Annotated in this window: 20 protein-coding genes; 8 read left to right on the forward strand and 12 right to left on the reverse strand. The window is 72.1% G+C overall.

All coding sequences use genetic code 11. The annotated features are described in order from the left end of the window. Window positions 1-41: 41 nt before the first annotated feature. Window positions 42-260: a DUF3311 domain-containing protein gene (locus ACFY9I_RS25255; RefSeq protein WP_391005282.1), complete on the reverse strand. Its 219-nt coding sequence runs from the start codon at window positions 258-260 to the stop codon at window positions 42-44. A gap of 199 nt (window positions 261-459) precedes the next feature. On the opposite strand from ACFY9I_RS25255, the gene ACFY9I_RS25260 reads away from it, so the two are divergent. From ACFY9I_RS25260 to ACFY9I_RS25280, 5 genes are all read left to right on the forward strand, one after another. Beyond that, window positions 460-2,016: a sodium:solute symporter gene (locus tag ACFY9I_RS25260; RefSeq protein ID WP_391005283.1), complete on the forward strand. Its 1,557-nt coding sequence runs from the start codon at window positions 460-462 to the stop codon at window positions 2,014-2,016. A 128-nt stretch (window positions 2,017-2,144) separates the two neighbouring features. Then, on the forward strand, window positions 2,145-2,720 hold the full coding sequence (locus tag ACFY9I_RS25265; protein ID WP_391005606.1) for a sigma-70 family RNA polymerase sigma factor: 576 nt from the start codon (window positions 2,145-2,147) through the stop codon (window positions 2,718-2,720). After that, on the forward strand, window positions 2,717-3,025 hold the full coding sequence (locus ACFY9I_RS25270) for a hypothetical protein (protein WP_391005285.1): 309 nt from the start codon (window positions 2,717-2,719) through the stop codon (window positions 3,023-3,025). Before ACFY9I_RS25265 ends, ACFY9I_RS25270 begins: the two co-directional genes overlap by 4 nt. Before the next feature lie 108 nt (window positions 3,026-3,133). After that, window positions 3,134-4,936, forward strand: coding sequence for a glycoside hydrolase family 15 protein (locus ACFY9I_RS25275; protein ID WP_391005287.1), 1,803 nt, complete (start codon window positions 3,134-3,136; stop codon window positions 4,934-4,936). 4 nt (window positions 4,937-4,940) lie between these two features. Next, complete coding sequence (locus ACFY9I_RS25280; protein ID WP_391005289.1) at window positions 4,941-5,696, forward strand: SDR family oxidoreductase; 756 nt, start codon at window positions 4,941-4,943, stop codon at window positions 5,694-5,696. Window positions 5,697-5,759: 63 nt separating this feature from the next. Here the strand turns inward: ACFY9I_RS25280 and amaP are convergent, their stop codons facing one another. The 8 genes from amaP to ACFY9I_RS25320 form a co-directional block, all read right to left on the reverse strand. Then, window positions 5,760-6,338, reverse strand: a complete 579-nt coding sequence (amaP, locus tag ACFY9I_RS25285; protein ID WP_391005291.1) for an alkaline shock response membrane anchor protein AmaP — start codon at window positions 6,336-6,338, stop codon at window positions 5,760-5,762. A 6-nt stretch (window positions 6,339-6,344) separates the two neighbouring features. Further along, the gene (locus tag ACFY9I_RS25290) at window positions 6,345-7,067 is read right to left on the reverse strand and encodes a DUF6286 domain-containing protein (RefSeq protein WP_391005293.1); all 723 of its coding nucleotides are present in this window, start codon (window positions 7,065-7,067) and stop codon (window positions 6,345-6,347) included. Then, window positions 7,064-7,438 carry an Asp23/Gls24 family envelope stress response protein gene (locus ACFY9I_RS25295; protein WP_391005295.1) on the reverse strand — a complete coding sequence of 125 codons (375 nt, stop codon included), beginning with the start codon at window positions 7,436-7,438 and terminating at the stop codon, window positions 7,064-7,066. The genes ACFY9I_RS25290 and ACFY9I_RS25295 overlap by 4 nt, the downstream gene beginning before the upstream one ends. Continuing rightward, complete coding sequence (locus ACFY9I_RS25300; RefSeq protein ID WP_391005297.1) at window positions 7,435-7,620, reverse strand: hypothetical protein; 186 nt, start codon at window positions 7,618-7,620, stop codon at window positions 7,435-7,437. Before ACFY9I_RS25300 ends, ACFY9I_RS25295 begins: the two co-directional genes overlap by 4 nt. A 58-nt stretch (window positions 7,621-7,678) precedes the next feature. Next, window positions 7,679-8,164 (reverse strand): Asp23/Gls24 family envelope stress response protein, encoded by a 486-nt coding sequence (locus ACFY9I_RS25305; protein WP_391005299.1) that lies wholly within the window; start codon window positions 8,162-8,164, stop codon window positions 7,679-7,681. A gap of 476 nt (window positions 8,165-8,640) precedes the next feature. Then, window positions 8,641-9,432 (reverse strand): enoyl-CoA hydratase-related protein, encoded by a 792-nt coding sequence (locus ACFY9I_RS25310; protein ID WP_391005301.1) that lies wholly within the window; start codon window positions 9,430-9,432, stop codon window positions 8,641-8,643. A 123-nt stretch (window positions 9,433-9,555) separates the two neighbouring features. Beyond that, the gene (locus ACFY9I_RS25315) at window positions 9,556-9,777 is read right to left on the reverse strand and encodes a helix-turn-helix domain-containing protein (RefSeq protein ID WP_006123601.1); all 222 of its coding nucleotides are present in this window, start codon (window positions 9,775-9,777) and stop codon (window positions 9,556-9,558) included. Between the two features lie 342 nt (window positions 9,778-10,119). Next, window positions 10,120-11,718: an ATP-binding cassette domain-containing protein gene (locus ACFY9I_RS25320; protein ID WP_391005303.1), complete on the reverse strand. Its 1,599-nt coding sequence runs from the start codon at window positions 11,716-11,718 to the stop codon at window positions 10,120-10,122. A 253-nt stretch (window positions 11,719-11,971) separates the two neighbouring features. Here ACFY9I_RS25320 and ACFY9I_RS25325 point away from each other — a divergent pair, with 253 nt between their 5' ends. After that, window positions 11,972-12,385 carry a VOC family protein gene (locus tag ACFY9I_RS25325; protein WP_391005608.1) on the forward strand — a complete coding sequence of 138 codons (414 nt, stop codon included), beginning with the start codon at window positions 11,972-11,974 and terminating at the stop codon, window positions 12,383-12,385. Between the two features lie 23 nt (window positions 12,386-12,408). Here ACFY9I_RS25325 and ACFY9I_RS25330 read toward each other — a convergent pair whose 3' ends face one another. From ACFY9I_RS25330 to ACFY9I_RS25340, 3 genes are all read right to left on the reverse strand, one after another. Beyond that, window positions 12,409-13,806 carry a hypothetical protein gene (locus tag ACFY9I_RS25330; protein ID WP_391005305.1) on the reverse strand — a complete coding sequence of 466 codons (1,398 nt, stop codon included), beginning with the start codon at window positions 13,804-13,806 and terminating at the stop codon, window positions 12,409-12,411. Window positions 13,807-14,009: 203 nt separating this feature from the next. Next, window positions 14,010-15,137 (reverse strand): alpha/beta fold hydrolase, encoded by a 1,128-nt coding sequence (locus ACFY9I_RS25335; protein ID WP_391005307.1) that lies wholly within the window; start codon window positions 15,135-15,137, stop codon window positions 14,010-14,012. 107 nt (window positions 15,138-15,244) lie between these two features. Next, the gene (locus tag ACFY9I_RS25340) at window positions 15,245-15,976 is read right to left on the reverse strand and encodes a class II aldolase/adducin family protein (RefSeq protein ID WP_391005309.1); all 732 of its coding nucleotides are present in this window, start codon (window positions 15,974-15,976) and stop codon (window positions 15,245-15,247) included. A gap of 502 nt (window positions 15,977-16,478) precedes the next feature. On the opposite strand from ACFY9I_RS25340, the gene ACFY9I_RS25345 reads away from it, so the two are divergent. Next, a complete protein-coding gene (locus ACFY9I_RS25345; protein ID WP_391005311.1) occupies window positions 16,479-17,744 on the forward strand; it encodes an inorganic phosphate transporter in 1,266 nt (421 codons plus the stop codon). A 31-nt stretch (window positions 17,745-17,775) separates the two neighbouring features. Next, entirely contained in the window at window positions 17,776-17,997 is a 222-nt protein-coding gene (locus tag ACFY9I_RS25350; protein ID WP_391005313.1) for a hypothetical protein, read from the forward strand. The last annotated feature ends 501 nt before the right edge of the window (window positions 17,998-18,498 follow it).

The following is an 18,498-nucleotide window of genomic DNA, read 5'->3' on the forward strand; positions in this document are numbered from 1 at the left end:
AACGGGTGTGGGACAAAAGGCAGGCAGAAGGAACGAGCGGCTCAGCGGTTTCGATGTCGGTCGGTCAGCGCGTACGCGGCGAGCAGGCAGAGGCCGCATCCCGGCACCCAGGCGAGCTGGTACCAGTAGAAGAACGGCGTGCCCGCGAGCCGTGGCTCGGCACCGACGTACCAGGGGACCCACAGCAGGCCCGCTGCGGGGGCGAGGAGCAGTACGGCGATCGCGACGCGCCGTAGCCGGCGCCGACCGGTCCGTGGCATGACCTGCGCTCCTCTCCCGCTTCCTGTGGGTCTGTGCAAGAGTTGCCCACTCGCCGGGATCGGTTGACAGCGGATTCCCAGAAGATTTTCCGCCGGTTCCCTGTCCTCCGGTCCGGCCCTCCACGCAACCAACAGGCAAGGGCCCGGGCACACCGAGACGTCGACAGGCGAGGCCCAGGCACACCAAGGACGGTGACCCATGGCAAACGCTGCCATGACCGCGACGTTCCTCGCCGTGATCGGCGGAGCGTCGCTGCTCGCCGTCACCGCGCGCCGGCTGCGCCCCGCCGACCGGCTGCCCTCCCTGGAGGGCTGGGCGCTGGCCGACCGGAGCCTTGGCCCGGTGTGGACCTGGCTGCTGCTCGGCGGCACGATCTTCACCGCGTACACCTTCACCGCCGTTCCCGGTCTGGCGTACGGCAACGGGGCGCCCGCCTTCTTCGCGGTGCCGTACACGGTGATCGTCTGCCCGCTGGCCTTCGTGCTGCTGACCCGGCTGTGGGAGGTGGCCCGGCGGCACGGCTATGTGACGGCCGGGGACTTCGTGCGCGGACGGTACGGTTCGGCGCCGCTGGCGCTGGTGGTCGCGCTGACCGGGATCCTCGCGACGATGCCGTATCTGGCGCTGCAACTGCTCGGCATAAGGGCGGTGCTGACGGCCGGGGGCGTGTACCCGAAGGGCGCGGCCGGTGATCTGGTGATGGTCGCGCTGTTCGCGGGGCTCGCGGTGGCGACGTACCGGCACGGGCTGCGGGCGCCCGCCGTGATCTCGGCGTTGAAGGCGGTGGCCGTCTTCGTGTCGCTGACCGCCGTGTGCTGGCTGGTCCTGAAGCGGTTCGGCGGCCCGGGAGCGGTCTTCGAGGGGGCCGCCGCCCGGCTGAGCGGAACGGGCGTCGAGGGATCCGCGCTCCTCCTGGCCCCCGAGCAGCAGCCCGCCTACGCCACCCTTGCGCTCGGCTCCGCGCTGGCCCTGTTGATGTACCCGCATGTGCTCACCGCCGGGTTCGCCGCCGACGGGCCGCGCACGGTCCGCAAGGTCGCGGTGGCCCTGCCCGCATGGACGGGCCTGCTCGCCCTCTTCGGCTTCCTCGGAATCGCCGCGCTCGCGTCCGGGGTACGGGCGCCGGAGGGCGGTGCGGAGGCGGCCGTACCGATGCTGGTGGACCGGCTGATGCCGGGGCCGCTGGCCGGACTGGTGTTCGGCGCGATCACCGTCGGCGCGCTGGTCCCGGCGGCGGTGATGTCGATCGCGGCCGCCACCGGCTTCGTCCGCAACGTCTACGTCGAGTACTTCCAGCCCACGGCCACGCCCAAGCGTCAGGTGCGGATCGCCAAGGTGGTCTCGCTGACGGCGAAGGTGGGGGCGGTGGCGTTCGTGTTCGGGCTGCGCGACCAGGACGCCATCAACCTGCAACTGCTCGGCGGGGTGTGGATCCTGCAGATCTTCCCGGCGGTGGCGGTCGGCCTGTTCACCGGGCGACTGCATCCGCGGGCGCTGCTCGCCGGGTGGGCCGTCGGCATGGTGACCGGCACCTTCCTGGTGGTGCGCGAGGGGTTCTCGTCCATCGTGCTCCTGGGCGGCGGCTCGCTGGAGATCTACGCCGGTCTGCTCGCCCTCCTGCTGAACCTGACCGTGGCCGTACTAGGCACCACGGTCCTCGAACGGCTCGGCGTCCCGCGCGGCGCCGACGCGACCGACCTACCGTCCCGCCTGACCGTCAGGCGGGGCCCCGAGACGGGAGCGAGCAACCCGTGAGACGCAGACACCCGATGCGCGTACCGGTCCAGCAGACGGCTGCGGTTCCGGCCCCCGCCGAGGCACCGGGCCGGCATGCCGCCGCCGAGAGCCTGGGCCACCGGGCCGCACCGGCCGCCGCCGAGCCCATGGATCACCGGGCCGCCCCGGTCGGCGCCGAGCCGCTGGTGCCGAACCCCGCGCTGCCGCCGGGTGCGCTCAGCGACCCGGCGGACCTGGAGCGCGAGGCCGGTGTCGCCCGGCTGTTCGAGCTGCACTACTCCTCGATGCTGCGGCTCGCGGTGCTGCTGGGCGCCGACGACCCCGAGAACGTGGTGGCCGAGGCGTACTACCAGATCTACCGCAAGTGGCGGCGCCTGAGGGACGCCGAGGCGGCGGAGGCGTATCTGCGCTCGACGGTCTGCAATCTGACCCGGATGCGGATACGGCATCTCCAGGTCGCCCGCAGGCACGTGGAGACGCCACCGGAGGAGCTGGTCGCGTCCGCCGAGAGCACGGCCCTGCTCCACGACGACCAGCGGGTGCTGATCGGGGCACTCCAGCAGTTGCCCGCCCGGCAGCGGGAGGCGCTGGTGCTGCGCCACTGGCTCGGGCTGAAGGAGAGCGAGATCGCCGCCGCGATGGGCATCTCCCCCGGCTCGGTCAAGACCCACACCGCACGCGGCCTCGCCGCCCTGACCCAGGCGATGGAGGCCCGGCGATGAACGACACCACCGGCAACGACACCACCGGCAACGACACCGGCCGGGAGCGCACCGAGCGGGAGCTGGCCGAGGCGCTCGCCGCGCTGGCCGGCGGCGTCCACGCCGCGCCCGACGCCTACCGCACGGCCCGGGGTGACTGGCTCCGCCGGGAGCGCCGGCGCCGGTTGGTGCTGGCCGTCCTCGTCCTCCTCGTGTTCGCCCTCGCCACGCTGATGGGTCTGTGGGTGCTCAACCAGGCCCCCTCCGGATCCGGGGTGATCTTCTCCGGGGTGGGAGGGACCACGGCCGGGACGGGACCCGGCTGAGAAGTGGGGGTGAAGGGCTGCGCCCCTTCAGCGCCCCCGCCCTGCCCCGCCTTGAGTACGCCCGTGATCCCCTGACTTATCACCCCGGGCTCCGGGAACCCGTCTTCCGTGCACCCCCCTATAGAGGACTACGCGCTGATAGGCGATCACCAGACAGCCGCGCTGGTGAGCCGCCATGGTTCCATCGACTGGCTCTGCCTGCCCCGGTTCGACTCGGCCGCGTGCTTCGCCGCGCTGCTCGGCGACGAGGAGAACGGGCACTGGAGGATCGCGCCGAGAGGGGCGGGAGCCTGCACGCGGCGGGCCTACCGGCAGGACTCGCTCGTGCTGGACACCGAGTGGGAGACGGACGAGGGCACGGTGCGGGTGACCGACCTGATGCCGCAGCGCGACCGTGCTCCCGATGTCGTACGCGTCGTCGAAGGCCTCAGCGGTCGCGTCACCCTGCGCAGCACGATCCGCCTCCGCTTCGACTACGGCTCGGTCGTGCCGTGGATGCGCAGGTCGGACGGTCAGCGGGTGGCGGTCGCGGGCCCGGACGCGGTCTGGCTGCGCAGCGAACCCGCGGTGCGGTCGTGGAGCGAGGACCGGGCCACGTACGCGGAGTTCACGGTGGGGCCGGGCGAGCGGGTCGCGTTCGTGCTGACCTGGCATCCCTCGCACGAACCCCCGCCCCGCCTCATCGACCCCCACGAGGCGCTGCGGTCGAGCCTCGACGACTGGCGGGCGTGGGCCGGGCACTGCCGGTACGACGGCCCCTACCGGGACGCCGTGGTCCGCTCGCTGATCACCCTGAAGGCCCTCACCTACGAGCCGACCGGCGGCATCGTCGCCGCCGCCACCACCTCCCTGCCCGAGGAGATCGGCGGTGTCCGCAACTGGGACTACCGCCACTGCTGGCTGCGCGACTCCACCCTCACCCTCGGCGCGCTGCTGTCCTGCGGTTACCAGGAGGAGGCCGAGGCCTGGCGTGACTGGCTGCTGCGCGCCGCGGCGGGCGACCCGGCGGACCTGCAGATCATGTACGGGCTGGCCGGTGAACGCCGCATCCCCGAGTACGAGCTGCCCTGGCTGTCCGGCTACGCGGGCTCGCGTCCCGTCAGGGTCGGCAACGACGCCGTACACCAGTTGCAGCTCGACGTGTACGGCGAGGTCATCGACTCCGTGTTCGTGGCCCGGCGCTCGGGCCTGCCCGGCAAACCGGACATGTGGCGGATGCAGTGTGCGCTGATGGAGTATCTGCGGTCGGCCTGGCGGAAGCCTGACGAGGGGCTGTGGGAGGTGCGCGGACCGCGCCGGCACTTCACCCACTCCAAGGTGATGGCCTGGGTGGCCGCCGACCGGGCCGTCCGCACGCTGGAGGACGACCCGACGCTGACCGGCGGCGACCTCGACGGCTGGCGCGCCCTGCGGGACGAGATCCATCGCGAGGTCTGCGCCCGTGGCTACGACGCCGAGCGCAACACCTTCACCCAGTCCTTCGGCTCCCGCGAACTCGACGCCGCGCTGCTGCTCATCCCCCGCATGGGCTTCCTGCCTCCGGACGACCCCCGGGTCGTCGGCACCGTCGACGCGATCCAGAAGGAGCTGAGTCACAAGGGGTTCGTCCGCCGCTACAGCGCCGACCACCTCACGGCCGCCACCGGCTCCGTCGACGGGCTGCCGGGTGGCGAGGGCACGTTCCTCGTCTGCTCGTTCTGGCTGGCGGACGCCCTGCACCTGACGGGCCGGACGGCGGAGGCGCGCGAGCTGTTCGAACGGCTGTTGGGGCTGGTCAACGACGTGGGACTGCTCGCGGAGGAGTACGACCCAGTGGCGGGCCGGCAGCTCGGGAACTTCCCGCAGGCGTTCAGCCATGTCGGTCTGGTCGGTACCGCCCTCGCCCTCCACGACGGGGACGCGGCAGGATAGGGCCATGGATCTTGGGCTGAAGGACCGTGTCTACATCGTCACCGGGGCGACCCGTGGGCTGGGCCACGCGGTCGCGCGGGAACTCGTCGCCGACGGCGCGAAGGTGGTCGTCACGGGACGCGAGGAGGAGAGCGTGGGCGCGGCGGCCACCGCGCTCGGGGAGAACGCGGTCGGGGTCGCCGCGGACAACGCCGACCCCGGGACGGCCGGTCGGCTGATCGCCGCCGCCCGTGAGCGCTTCGGGCGGTTCGACGGCGTTCTGATCAGTGTGGGCGGGCCGGCGCCGGGTTTTGTCGCCGACAACACGGACGAGCAGTGGACCGCCGCGTTCGAGTCGGTGTTCCTGGGCGCGGTCCGCCTGGCGCGGGCCTCGGCGGAAGAGCTGGGTGAGGGTGGTGTCATCGGGTTCGTGCTGTCCGGGTCCGTGCACGAGCCGATTCCTGGGCTGACCATCTCGAACGGGCTTCGGCCGGGGCTGGCCGGCTTCGCCAAGTCGCTGTCGGACGAGTTGGGGCCCAGGGGCATCCGCGTGGTCGGTCTTCTCCCGGCCCGGATCGACACGGACCGGGTGCGTGAGCTGGACGGGATGTCGGCGGATCCGGAGGCGACCCGGGCCGCGCACGAGTCGCGGATTCCGTTGCGGCGGTACGGGCGGCCGGAGGAGTTCGGGCGTACGGGGGCGTTCCTGCTGTCTCCGGCCGCGTCCTATCTGACCGGGATCATGCTGCCGGTCGACGGCGGGATGCGGCACGGGTTCTGAACGTCGCTGCGTGGGCGCGGGCGCCTGAGGGCCGCTCGCGCGGTTCCCGAGTGGGTGGCACCGTCAACGCACCCGTTCCGCACGGTGTCCGGCCCCTCGCAGCCGGACCTCCGCCGGAAGCGCGGCCAGCCCCGCCGAGTCCTCGGCGTGGGCCAGTGCCTGCGTCGTCAGGGTGTTCAGGGCGTCACCCGGGTTCACATGGGGCTGGAGGAGGAGGCGGATCCGCGCCTCGGGGGCGCTGCGGCGGCCGGTCAGCCGGGCGTGGGCGCGTTCGATGCCGTTCGACCGGGCCGCCTCGGTGGTCAGGACGCCCTCCAGGGCACTCCCCCGGAGCAGGGCACCCTCGCCGTCGCCGGTGTCGACCAGCACCTCGGCGAGCCGGTGGCGGCGCAGGACGGCGGTCAGCCACCACAGGGCGAGCAGGACGAGGACGGCGAGCACGGCGATGACGGTGGGCCACCACCAGTCGGCATCGCGCCAGCGGGTCCGCTCGGCGTCGCTGAGCAGCACGTCGTGCGTGCCGTCGTGCGGCCACCACGAGGGCGGGTCCACACCGAGTCCGACGGCGAGGACGGAGCCGCCGGCCACGACCAGGACGAGCCCCACGAGGCCGATCAGCACCCGGTTGACGATCCTCAGCATGGCGTCTCACCCCTTGCGGCCGGGTCGGCGTACCTGCACGGACAGGGCGGGCGGCCGGGACAGGCCCAGCCCCCGGATGCCGTCGGCGAGCGTGGCGTCCAGATCCGCCCGTACGGCGTCGAGTTCCCGGAAGTGGGACACCGCGCGCACGTCGACCCTCCGGCGTCCCGCCCGGACCCGTACGGACTGGACGCCGGAGATCTCCATGGCCCGGTCGCGCAGGGCCAGCGCGGCGGCGTCCCGGTGCAGTCCGGCCCGTACCCGGGGGTGGACGCGCCGCATCGGCAGGACGCCGCGCAGTCCGGGGGTGGCGGCGAGCACGAGCAGCCAGAGCCCGAGGAGCACGGCGACCGCGGCGCCCACGAGCACCCAGACGTCGTCGAGGGGACGCTCGGCGAGCTGCCGGGCCAGCGAGCGGCGCCACGCCATGACGGGCCGGTCGGCGCGCACGGCGGCGACGTCGTAGAGGAAGAGACCCGCGCCCGTGAGGAACAGGACCGCGAGGATGCCCGCCGGGACTCTGCGCGCGGACCAGAAGCGCCGTTCCGCTCCGTCCTCGCCGTCGAGGGCGGGCGGCGGGTCGTAGGCGGCGGCCGAGGCCGACTGGTCCGGTTCACGGTCGGTGGTCCTCCCGCCGGCCGGGCCGTCCGTCGGCTCATCGGTTCTGTCGTGGGCCTTCTCGATGACGGGTAGTCGTTGCGTGGCGCCTTCGCGCTGGGGTTCGCTCATCGCGTCCTGCCCTGTGCCGCGTCGTGTGCGTGCGCCAGGTGCAGCCGCTCCACGTGGACGGCCACCTCCGACACACGTATTCCCGCCAACTTCCCTACCCGCTCGGTGACATGGCGACGCACTGCAGCGCATTGGCCACCGATGTCCGAGGGGTAAGGGAGTTCGAGACTGACGCGGACGCGCGTCGTCTCGTGCGAAACGAGGACACCGGCGTGCGGGGGCGTGGAATCCGGCACACCTGCTTCCAACGCCTCGCGCGCCGCCTGCGAGGCGATCTTCGCGACGACTCGGTCGGCGATGCGGATCGCGCCGCGTTCACCGGACGCGACGGCCCTCGCTTCCGCGGGACGGCCGCTGTCCACCGGGTTCATCGGCGCCGGTCGTCACGCGGGCGGAAGAACTCGCCCAGCTCCAGGTCACCCGTCAGCAACCGGCCGACGACGAAACCGACGGCGCCCAGCGCGGCGATCAGCAGAAAGGCTCCGAATCCGCCGAAGTACCCGGCGAAACCCAGCGCCATTCCGGCGATCATGCCGACCACGGCCAAGCTCATGCTGTGCTCCTAGGGGCTCGGACACTCCCGTCATGTTCCCCGGGGCCGGGAGTTGCGCTCACTGCAGCCGGGACTCCGGTTCCTCGTCCTCCTCGTCCGGCAGTTTCACATCGCTGACGGCGATGTTGACCTCGACGACCTCCAGGCCGGTCATCCGCTCGACGGCCGCGATGACGTTCTCGCGCACATCGTCGGCCACGTCGCTGATGGACACGCCGTAGTCGACGACGATCTCCAGGTCCAGCGCGGTCTGCACCTCGCCGACCTCGACCTTCACGCCGCGGGTCACCGCTCGCGACCCGCCGGGGACCCGGTCGCGCACGGCCCCGAGGGTCCGTGACAGGCCGCCGCCCATGGCATGCACACCCACCACTTCGCGTGCGGCGAGCCCGGCGATCTTCTCCACGACTCCGTCGGCGATGGCCGTACGCCCACGGGTGGCGGGATCACCACCTCCGCGCAGGGTGGCCTTCCGCCCGACCTGCGACGACTCCTTGGTCGTGTCGGGGCCTTCCGTCCGGTTCCGCTCCGTCATGTCAGTCATGCCGTACGCCCTTCCGGTTGTCCTCCTTTGCCCACAGTAAGCGGGTTTGCGGTACCTCGCGTCGGGGATGCGGCAGGCTGGAGGAACGTCGGCGGACGGTTGGGCGCAGGCGGTACGACGGCAGCTCCGACTCGGCCGCCTTCTGCCCCCGGGTGGCCCGCACGACGGTGCGTGGATCGCCGGGAGCGCGGCGGAAGCGACCGTGCGCCGGGCGGCCGCGCCCCTGACTCTCGTGCGTCCCTACCGGACCACTTGTCGGTGGCGGTGCTCATCACGGTGGTGACGGCGGCCGTGCCCCACCCCAGCCAGTGACGACCTGCCGGGAGGCCGGTCGAACCCGCTTCGAGCACGCGTACGATCGAGCGGCGAGAATGGCTCAGCCGGTGAGGGGCCCACCACCGACAGCCGACGGCGTTTCGCCGTCCTGCAGCACGGGCCCCGTCACCAGCCCAAATCCTTTTCCAGGGGGCACGTAGCTAGTCCCCGATTCCCGCCAGGTCCCGCAGGCGTCGGGCCTGGGCCGCCCGCTCGGCTGCCCGCTGCTCCTCGTAAGAGTGGTCCTGCGCACCTCGCAGCAGGGCCTTGGTCGCGATCACCGCGTCCCGCGGCGCGGACACCAACGCGGCTGCCAGGTCCCGCACCGCGTCGTCGAGTTGACCGGCGGGCACCGCGAGGTTCGCGAGGCCGATCCGCTGGGCCTCCTCGGCTTGGACGAAACGGCCGGTGAGGCAGATCTCCAGCGCGCGGCCGTATCCGACGAGGCTCATCAGCGGATGCGTACCCGTGAGGTCGGGCACGAGTCCGAGGCTGGTTTCAAGCATGGCGAACTGCACGTCGTCGGCGACGACGCGCAGATCACAGGCGAGGGCAAGCTGGAAGCCCGCCCCGACGGCGTGCCCCTGCACGGCGGCGACAGACACGATGTCGTTGCGTCGCCACCAGGTGAACGCCTCCTGGTACTCGGCGATGGTCGAGTCGAGCTCGGCGTCGTCACGGCGCGCGAGATCGATGAACGACGGCTCCCCTTCGATGCCTTCGGGCGTGAACATCTGCCGGTTGAGCCCGGCGGAGAACGACTTGCCCTCGGCACGCAGCACGACCACACGGACGGAGCCCGGCACCGACCGCCCGGCCTCGGTGAGCGCCCGCCACAGAGCGGGGCTCTGCGCGTTGCGCTTGGCCGGGTTGGCCAGCGTCACCGTGGCGATCGCGTCGTCGACGGTGAGCCGTACGCCGTCCTTGTCGAGCAGCGGTTCGAGCGAAGCCATGGGTGCCTCCGATGGGTGCGGTCACAGAGCGATGAAGCGATGCTAAGTGACTGCACAGTAACCACCCGGTCGATCAGCCGATCGACCGGGTGGCCACCATCGAAGCCGATGGGCCGCCCGGCGTCAGGCCGACGCGGCCTTCTTGCCCCGCGTCGCTCCGCCACGCCCTCGGAGCGTGACGCCCGACTCGCTGAGCATCCGGTGTACGAAGCCATACGAGCGACCGGTTTCCTCGGCCAGCGCCCGAATGCTCGCACCGGAGTCGTACTTCTTCTTCAGGTCTGCCGCGAGCTTGTCGCGCGCGGCGCCGGTAACCCGGCTGCCCTTCTTCAGAGTCTCGGCCACCCGGTCCTCCTCATGGGAAGTGCGCTCTGGTCTCCTCATGATCACCCCTCCGGGGCGTGATGGCCACCCATTCGGCAAGGTCCGTGCGACAAGGTTGTGACGACGGGAGCACGTCCCCACAAGAGGAATCTGTGATTCCGCCGTGGGGCGTCCGTAGGGCCGAACGGGTTGTCCCGTGAAGTACCAGGTCAGAGACGCATGACGGCCGAGCCCTTCGCGTGGAAGGACTCGGCCGTGAAATCCGTGTAGGACACACCTCGGTACGAGGAGATCTCACACAGATGATGGATCACGGATGGGCCGAATGATCCATAGGCAGTTGATCAAGCGTGGAGCGGCCCGTCAGGCGAGCGCGACGAGGTCCGCGTAGTCCGCGCCCCACAGATCCTCCACGCCGTCCGGCAGCAGGATGATCCGCTCCGGCTGCAGCGCCTCGACGGCGCCCTCGTCGTGGGTGACGAGGACGACCGCGCCCTTGTAGGTGCGCAGCGCGCCGAGGATCTCCTCACGGCTGGCCGGGTCGAGGTTGTTCGTCGGCTCGTCGAGCAGGAGGACGTTCGCGGACGACACCACGAGGGTCGCGAGGGCGAGACGGGTCTTCTCGCCGCCGGAGAGGACACCGGCCGGTTTGTCGACGTCGTCGCCGGAGAACAGGAACGAGCCGAGCGTCTTGCGGATCTCGACCAGGTCCAGGTCGGGCGAGGCGGAGCGCATGTTCTCCAGGACCGTGCGCTCCGGGTCGAGGGTCTCGTGCTCCTGCGCGTAGTACCCCAGCTTGAGGCCGTGGCCCTCGATCACCTCGCCGGTGTCGGGCTTCTCGACGCCGCCGAGGAGGCGCAGGAGGGTGGTCTTGCCGGCGCCGTTGAGGCCGAGGATGACGACCCGGGAGCCCTTGTCGATGGCCAGGTCGACGTCGGTGAAGATCTCCAGCGAGCCGTACGACTTCGACAGGCCCTCGGCGGTCAGCGGGGTCTTGCCGCAGGGCGCGGGCTCGGGGAAGCGCAGCTTGGCGACCTTGTCGGAGACGCGGACGGCCTCCAGGCCGGCGAGCAGCCGGTCGGCGCGCTTGGCCATGTTCTGCGCGGCGACGGTCTTGGTGGCCTTGGCGCGCATCTTGTCGGCCTGCGAGTGCAGGGCGGCGGCCTTCTTCTCGGCGTTCTGCCGCTCGCGCTTGCGGCGCTTCTCGTCGGCCTCGCGCTGCTGCTGGTAGAGCTTCCAGCCCATGTTGTAGACGTCGATCTGGGCGCGGTTGGCGTCCAGGTAGAACACCTTGTTGACGACCGTCTCTACCAGGTCGACGTCGTGGGAGATCACGATGAAGCCGCCGCGATAGGTCTTGAGGTAGTCGCGCAGCCAGATGATCGAGTCGGCGTCGAGGTGGTTCGTCGGCTCGTCGAGGAGCAGGGTGTCCGCGTCGGAGAAGAGGATCCGGGCCAGCTCGATACGGCGGCGCTGACCGCCGGAGAGGGTGTGCAGCGGCTGTCCGAGCACCCGGTCGGGCAGGTTGAGCGCGGCGGCGATGGTGGCGGCCTCGGCCTCGGCGGCGTACCCGCCCTTGGTGAGGAACTCCGTCTCCTGGCGCTCGTACTGCTTGAGCGCCTTCTCCTGGGTGGAGCCCTTGCCGTTGGCGATGCGCTGCTCGTTCTCGCGCATCTTGCGGATCAGGACGTCCAGGCCCCGCGCGGAGAGGATGCGGTCGCGGGCGAGGACGTCGAGGTCACCGGTGCGGGGGTCCTGCGGGAGGTAGCCGACCTCGCCGGAGCGGGTGATGGTGCCACCGGCCGGGATGCCCTCGCCGGCCAGGCACTTGGTGAGGGTGGTCTTGCCGGCGCCGTTGCGGCCGACCAGGCCGATGCGGTCACCCTTGGCGATGCGGAAGGTGGCGGACTCGATGAGGACGCGGGCACCGGCGCGCAGCTCGACGGCGGAGGCGGAGATCACGGACAGACTCCAGGGCGGATCGGGGGTGGCGGGTGGGCGGCTGAGGACGTTCCCGCCGTCTAATGCGCGAGGAGAATGGCCATGGGCCAATTCTAACGGGGGGCGGCAAGCGGTTTTCCGCCCGTATGACAAGGGATCACGTGGTCTCGGTCACCGGCCCCGCCCGCTCGTCCGCCCGGCGGCGCGTTGTCGGTGGTGGGTGCCAGACTGGACAGCGGCTCGTGTTCCGGACGACGGAGAGGTCGTGATCGGGATGACAGGCAGGACCGACGGGCGCCCGAGCATCTGTCCGACGCTGCTGTACGCGGACGCCAAGGCGGCCATCAGACAGCTCACGCAGGCGCTGGGCTTCAGCGAACTCTCGGTGTACGAGAGCGAGGACGGGGTCGTGCGGCACGCCGAGCTCGCCCAGGGCAACGGCGCGGTGATGATCGGCTCCAAGGGCAGCGGCAGCGTCTTCGACGGGGCGATGAAGGGCGCGGGGCCCGCCGGGGTGTACGTCGTCGTCGACGACGTGGACGCCCACCACCGGCGGGCCGTGGAGCACGGCGTGGAGATCCTGATGCCCCCGACGAACCAGGACTACGGCTCGCGGGACTACATGGCCCGGGACGCCGAGGGCAATGTGTGGAGCTTCGGCACGTACGCCCCCGAGGTGGGCGGCTGACGCCCGGGCATCCGGTTGCCGCGTCAGCTTCCTCCGGTGTGCACCTGGAAGGCGGCGCGGCGGACGGCCTTGGCGAGGGCCGGGTCCGGGTGGGCTGCGGCGAGGGCGACCAGGACCTGGACGGTGCGGGGGTGGCCGACCGCGCGGACCTCGTCGAGCAGAGCGGGGACCGTGGCCTGCACCGCGGACTCCAGATGCCGTACGAGGAGCGGCGCCTCACCGTGGTCGGCGACGGCGGCGGCGGTGTCCACCCAGAGCCAGGTGGCTTCCTCACGAGTGAGGACCTCGTGGGCGTCCTCGGGGTCCGCGCCGTCGTGCTCGGCGAGCCAGAGCAGGGCGTAGGGGCGTAGCGGGGTCTCCTCGACGACGGTGCGCACATCCGGCTCGGCGGGGGCGCCGACGACGCGCAGCGCCTCGAAGGCGAGGCCCCGGATGAGGGCGTCCTCGCCGCGGGCGGCGTCGATGAGTTGGGTGACGGCGGCACCGACGGTGCGGGCCGCGAGCCAGGCGCGGTACTCGGCGCGGGCCGCGTTCGGGCGGAGCTGGGCGCAGCCTCGGAGCATGTCCTCGGCGGAGACCTCGATGTTCCCGGCGGGGCTCTGTGCGGCGACGCAGATCTGCTCCAGCTTCACCCACACCGCCCAGCTTCCGAGCGGGGTGAGGGTGGCCTGGCCGGCCCCGTAGGTGAGGGCGCCGACGGAGGCGATGGCGTTCAGGGACCAGTCGAGGAGGGGGGCGAGCGGGGTGTCCTCGGTGCTGGGCTCCGCGCTCGGCTCGGGCTGCGGGACGTAGGCCACCTCGCAGCGCTCGGTGCGCAGTTCGGTGACCCGCTGCTCCAGGAGGTCGAGGAGCTGTTCCACGGGGACGGGCCCTGCGGAGAGCTGGAGGAACGAGAGCACCTGCGGCATGGCCGAGACGACCTCGGCGACGGCGGCGGGCTCCCGGTCCTCGGGCTCGGGGTGGGCGATGGACCAGGCGTCGAAGAACGCGACCCAGCCGCGCAGCACGGCGCTGTCGTCGCGGTGCCAGGCGCGCAGTCGCCAGCCGGGGCGCGCGCTGTCGCCGTGCACCTCGACGAGGCCGGCCAGACGTGCGGTGTCCCAGTCGTGGTGCACCTGATCCGGTGTCAGCCCCAGCTCGGCGGCCGCCCGTTCGGCGGCGGCGGCGGAGAGAGTGCCCTTGCCCCCGGAGCTCGCGCCCTCGCGGCCGGGGCGCAGGGCCGTGTCGGCCCAGTGGGCGACGCGGGCCGCGTCCGCCAGGACGGCGCGGGCCATGCGGGCGAGTTCCGCGGGCGGCGGTGTGCCCTCCGGGGGCCGGGGAGCCGGTCGGCGGCGCTGGGTCACTGCTGCTCGGGGAGCGGCGGCCAGGGTTCGCGGGCTGACGAGTCGGAGCCTGGAGTCGCGCGGATTACGGGACGTCACGGGGGCAGTCTTCCGGTTGACGGTCCGAAAACCCAAACGGAATGTCACAGCGGGCGACAGGGGTGGCCAACGCACGGGTTCCCCAAGGGGTCGACACCGGGGCGGATCGCCCTGGCGCGACACTAAACGGAATGTGGCGTACCTCTCTGTGGTGCAGCGGTTCGCGACGCGTCCGGCGGTCTGTCGGGTTTCGGCGGCGGCTGCTACGTGAGCGGCGTGAGGAAGCGGCGCAGGGCCTCCTCGTAGGCCGGGGGGTCGGCGTTCCACATGGCGGCGTGCGGGGCGTGGCGGACCGCGCGAAGGGTGACGAGGTCCGGATGGCGGGCGGCCAGACGGCGGGAGGGGTCCCAGGGGGCGACGACGTCGTCGGGACCGTGGAGGATCAGGGTCGGGGTCCTGACCTCCGGCGCGACGGCGGCCTGGCCGGCGGGGGCGGCGCGCAGCCCCGTGCGGCCCTGGGCGGCGCGGACCGCGAGGGGCAGCAGGGCGCCGGGGGTGCGGCGGGCGGCGGCGAGGGCCCGCAGGGTGGCCGTCCAGTCCAGGACCGGGGAGTCCAGGACGAGCCCGGCGACACGGTCGCGCAGGGGCGAGTGCGCGGCGGCGCGCAGGGCCATGGTGGCGCCGGTGGACCAGCCGTGCAGGACGACCTGGCGGGCTCCGGAGCGGACGGCGTAGCGGATGGCCGCGTCCACGTCGCGCCACTCGGTCTCGCCGAGGTGGTTCAGGCCGTCCGGGGAGCGGGGTGCGCCCGGATCGCCCCGGTAGGCGAGGGCGAGGACCGGGAAGTGGTGGCGGTGCAGGAACTCCATGATGTTCATGGGGTGTTCGCGTGTGGCCCCCAGACCGTGCACCGCGATCACCCAGGTGTCCCGGGCCGCGGGGACCAGCCATGCGGGCAGGGTGCCCAGTTCGCCGGGGACGTCGATGTCGTCGTGGTCGAGGCCGAGGGCGGTGCGGGGGTCGCCGATGTGGATGTTCGGGGTGAGCCACACCCGGTCGCCGGGCTCCAGGGTGCCCTGGGTGACGCGCTCCAGACGGCGTACGACCGCGTCGGGGGCGTGGGGGGCGCCGTCGAGGACGTTGCCGACGACCGCGTGGGAGCGGGGGCCGGTGAGGCCGTAGGTGCCGGGGCGCTGGGAGGCGAAGGCGCGCGTCAGGGCGATGCGGCCCGCCGCGGTGGAGTGCACCGTCAGCCGGGGCTCCGTGGGCAGGGGCCCGCCCGGCGGAGCCTTCAACGCGGCGTCACTGGCCAACCGGCCGACGGCGACACTGGCCGCGCCGACCGCGAACGCGAACCCGACCGCCGCGACTGCTGCTTTGACTGCACCCACCCGTCCAGTGTCCCGGCGGACCTCGCGCCGGGCCAGTGGGCGTGGGATCCGGGGTGACCGGGGGGGGTGACATCGTGCGGCGCCCCGGGGGTGGTCGGGCGGGCCCTCTACTTCGGCTGGCCGTACCCCCGCAGACGCTCCCCCACCTCCGCCACCTGGTCGTGGGTGAGGAGGGTCGGGGTGCGGGCCGGGACGGAGGAGGCGGTCAGCCAGAGGTGGGACATCCATTCGAGTTGGGCCGTGCGGTCGTAGGCCTCGGAGAGGGTGTCGCCGTAGGTGATCGTGCCGTGGTTCTGGAGGAGGCAGGCGCTGCGCCCCGTCAGTGCGCGGAGCATGTTCTCGGCCAACCGCGGTGTTCCGTAGGTCGCGTAGGGGGCGACGCGGACGGATCCGCCGAGGGCGGCGGCCATGTAGTGGATCAACGGCAGCTCCTCCACGAGGGTGGAGACGGCCGTCGCGTGGACCGCGTGGGTGTGGACGACGGCACGGGCGTCGGTGGTGGTGTGGATCGCCAGATGCATGGGGAGCTCGCTCGTCGGACGGAGGGTGCCGAGGACCTGTCGCCCGGAGAGGTCGACCCCCGTCACGTCGTCCGGCGTCAGGCGGTCGTAGGGCACGCCCGTCGGTGTGACCAGGACGGTGTCCCCGACGCGTACGGAGACGTTGCCGGAGGTACCGACGACCAGACCGTCGGCCACCGTCCGGCGGGCCGTCGCGACGAGCTCGTCCCACGCGTGTGCCACCTCGTCCGGCGCACCCCGCCGCGGTGCGTCTCGTGAACCCCGTGCGTCCGCACGCTCGCCCCGCTCGTCGCGGGCGTTCCCCTGCTGATCAGCCATGCCGCGATCCTGCCAGGCGGTCCGTGGGCACGGGCCCCGGGCACGGGCACCGCGAAGCAGGCGCCGGACCTCCGGAAGAGGCCATACGTCCCCGCATCACCCCGAGTTGGCGAGCGACCGGCGATCGATCGGACCGGGCTGCGGGGATCTTCCAGTAGCCTCCGGATGCTTTCTCGCCGCCTCGCCCGTACTGCGGCCGGTACGACGGCGCGCGGACCGACGGACGCTGCCGCGGAGCCTGCCGGGTGACCGAAATCTCTCCAACGGCTCCGTGAGCCGACTGAGGGAGTTCACCAGGGGCTGGGGCCCAGCCGCGGAGCCCAGTATTCCGCTTCAGTTCGAGAACGCGCCCCGCTTCCGACGGCCCGACTCAGCCGTCGGGGGACAAGCGGAACGGCGGCACCCCTATTGCTACACCCACAGGTCCGCCTCAGTTCATCTCCCGTTCACCCAGGTTGCCTACGGTCCATATGCCACTGACGTCCGAAAGAAGCCCGGGTAAATGGAAAACTTCTCGCTGATCCTCGCGATAGTGGTGATCACCGCGCTCGCGTTCGATTTTACGAACGGTTTCCACGACACCGCCAACGCGATGGCCACCACCATCTCGACCGGCGCCATGAAGCCCAAGGTCGCGGTTGCCATGTCCGCCGTGCTCAACCTTGTCGGCGCGTTCCTGTCCATAGAGGTCGCCAACACCATCTCCAAGGGACTCGTCGACGAGTCCGGGATACAGCCAGAGGTCATATTCGCGGCGCTCGTGGGCGCCATCCTCTGGAACCTGCTGACCTGGCTCGTCGGGCTGCCGTCCAGCTCCTCGCACGCCCTGATGGGCGGCCTCATCGGCGCCACGATCGCCTCGGTCGGCGTGGGCGCGGTCCACGGCGACGTGCTCGTCACCAAGGTGCTGATCCCGGCCGTCGCGGCCCCGCTGGTCGCCGGTGTCGCGGCGATGTTCGCCACCCGGCTCACCTACAAGCTCGGGCGGCACACCAACGAGAAGGCCTCCGGCAAGGGCTACCGCGCCGGTCAGATCGCCTCCGCGGGCCTGGTCTCACTGGCCCACGGCACGAACGACGCCCAGAAGACCATGGGCATCATCACCCTGGCCCTGGTCGCCGGCGGTGCCCTCGCGCCCGACTCCGACCCGCCGGTCTGGGTCATCGTCTCCGCCGGTCTGGCCATCGCGCTCGGCACCTACCTGGGCGGCTGGCGCATCATCCGCACGATGGGCAAGGGCCTGACCGACCTCCAGCCGCAGCAGGGCTTCGCCGCCCAGACCAGCGCGGCCACGGTCATCCTGGCCTCCTCGCACCTCGGCTTCTCCCTCTCCACCACGCACTCGGTCTCCGGTGCCGTGATGGGCGCGGGCCTCGGCCGCAAGGGCGGTGTGGTCCGCTGGTCCACCGCCACCCGCATGTTCGTCGCCTGGGGTCTGACCCTGCCGGCCGCGGCGCTGGTCGCCGCGCTCGCCGAGTGGGTGACGGCCCTCGGTACCTGGGGCACGGCCGCCGTCGCAGTCTTCCTCGTCGCCTCCAGCGCCGCGATCTGGCTGATCTCGCGCCGTGAGGTGGTCGACCACACCAATGTGAACGACCACGCCGAGGAGCCCCCGGGTGTGGTGACCACGGCCATCGCCGCGGTGACCCCGCCGCCGGTCGGCCCCGTGACCGAGCAGCCGGCGGCTACCGTCCCGGCCCCCGTGGCCGCGACCGCCGTCGAGACCACGGCCGCGGCGAACTCGTCCACGCCCACGCCCGCCGTCTGAGCTCCGCGACCTCCTGAGGAAGATCACCACCATGCACATCGACTGGGCAGCTCTCGGCTCCGTCTTCGGAGTCAGCCTCGTGGTCACCGTGGCCCTCGTCGGCCTCTTCACCCTGGGCATCGTCGGCCTCTCCAAGCGGGAGGAGGCGTCAACCCGGGGTGACTCGGTGGCGGCGGCGACCACAGGGGCGTACGTCTGCTTCGCGCTGTGCGCGGGGGCAGTGGCGTACGGCATTTCCCTCATCATGACCTGACATCGAGAACCCACGGCCCTCCGGGGCCGACATGGGCGGCTTCGCAACGACCCCCGTAGACGTCTTGTGGCGCCTACGGGGGTCTCGTTCGTGTGGGACAGCCGGACGGGGCGTTCCGCCCGGCGGCGCGTCCCCCTCGGCTCGGCGCTGATCGGCGCCGTGGGCGCGGCCTCCTCAGGCTGAGCGGCACCGAGAACGGTCACCACCAGCCAGACCTGAGCACGCGCCTCACCGCTCGCCACGAGAAGAGCGGCCAGGGCAGACGCCGGGCTGCCGCGGGAGCGCCGAGGCGGTCTCCCTCGCCCGGTCTTCGATGTGCGACCTCCCGTCCCGAGCGGATCTTCACGATCCACCCGCTCCCGGGTCCACAAGTACGGCCGGAAGACCCCACCGCACCGGGTAGCGGAAGACGAGCAGTGCGTCACTGATCCCGTTCGCGTCACGGGCCAGGGCACGCCTGCCCTCGGCGGCCACTTCCACCGGGCCGGCCCCGTCGCCGGA

Origin of the sequence: Streptomyces sp. NPDC012510 (genome assembly GCF_042955065.1) — a bacterium.
Lineage (GTDB): Bacteria > Actinomycetota > Actinomycetes > Streptomycetales > Streptomycetaceae > Streptomyces.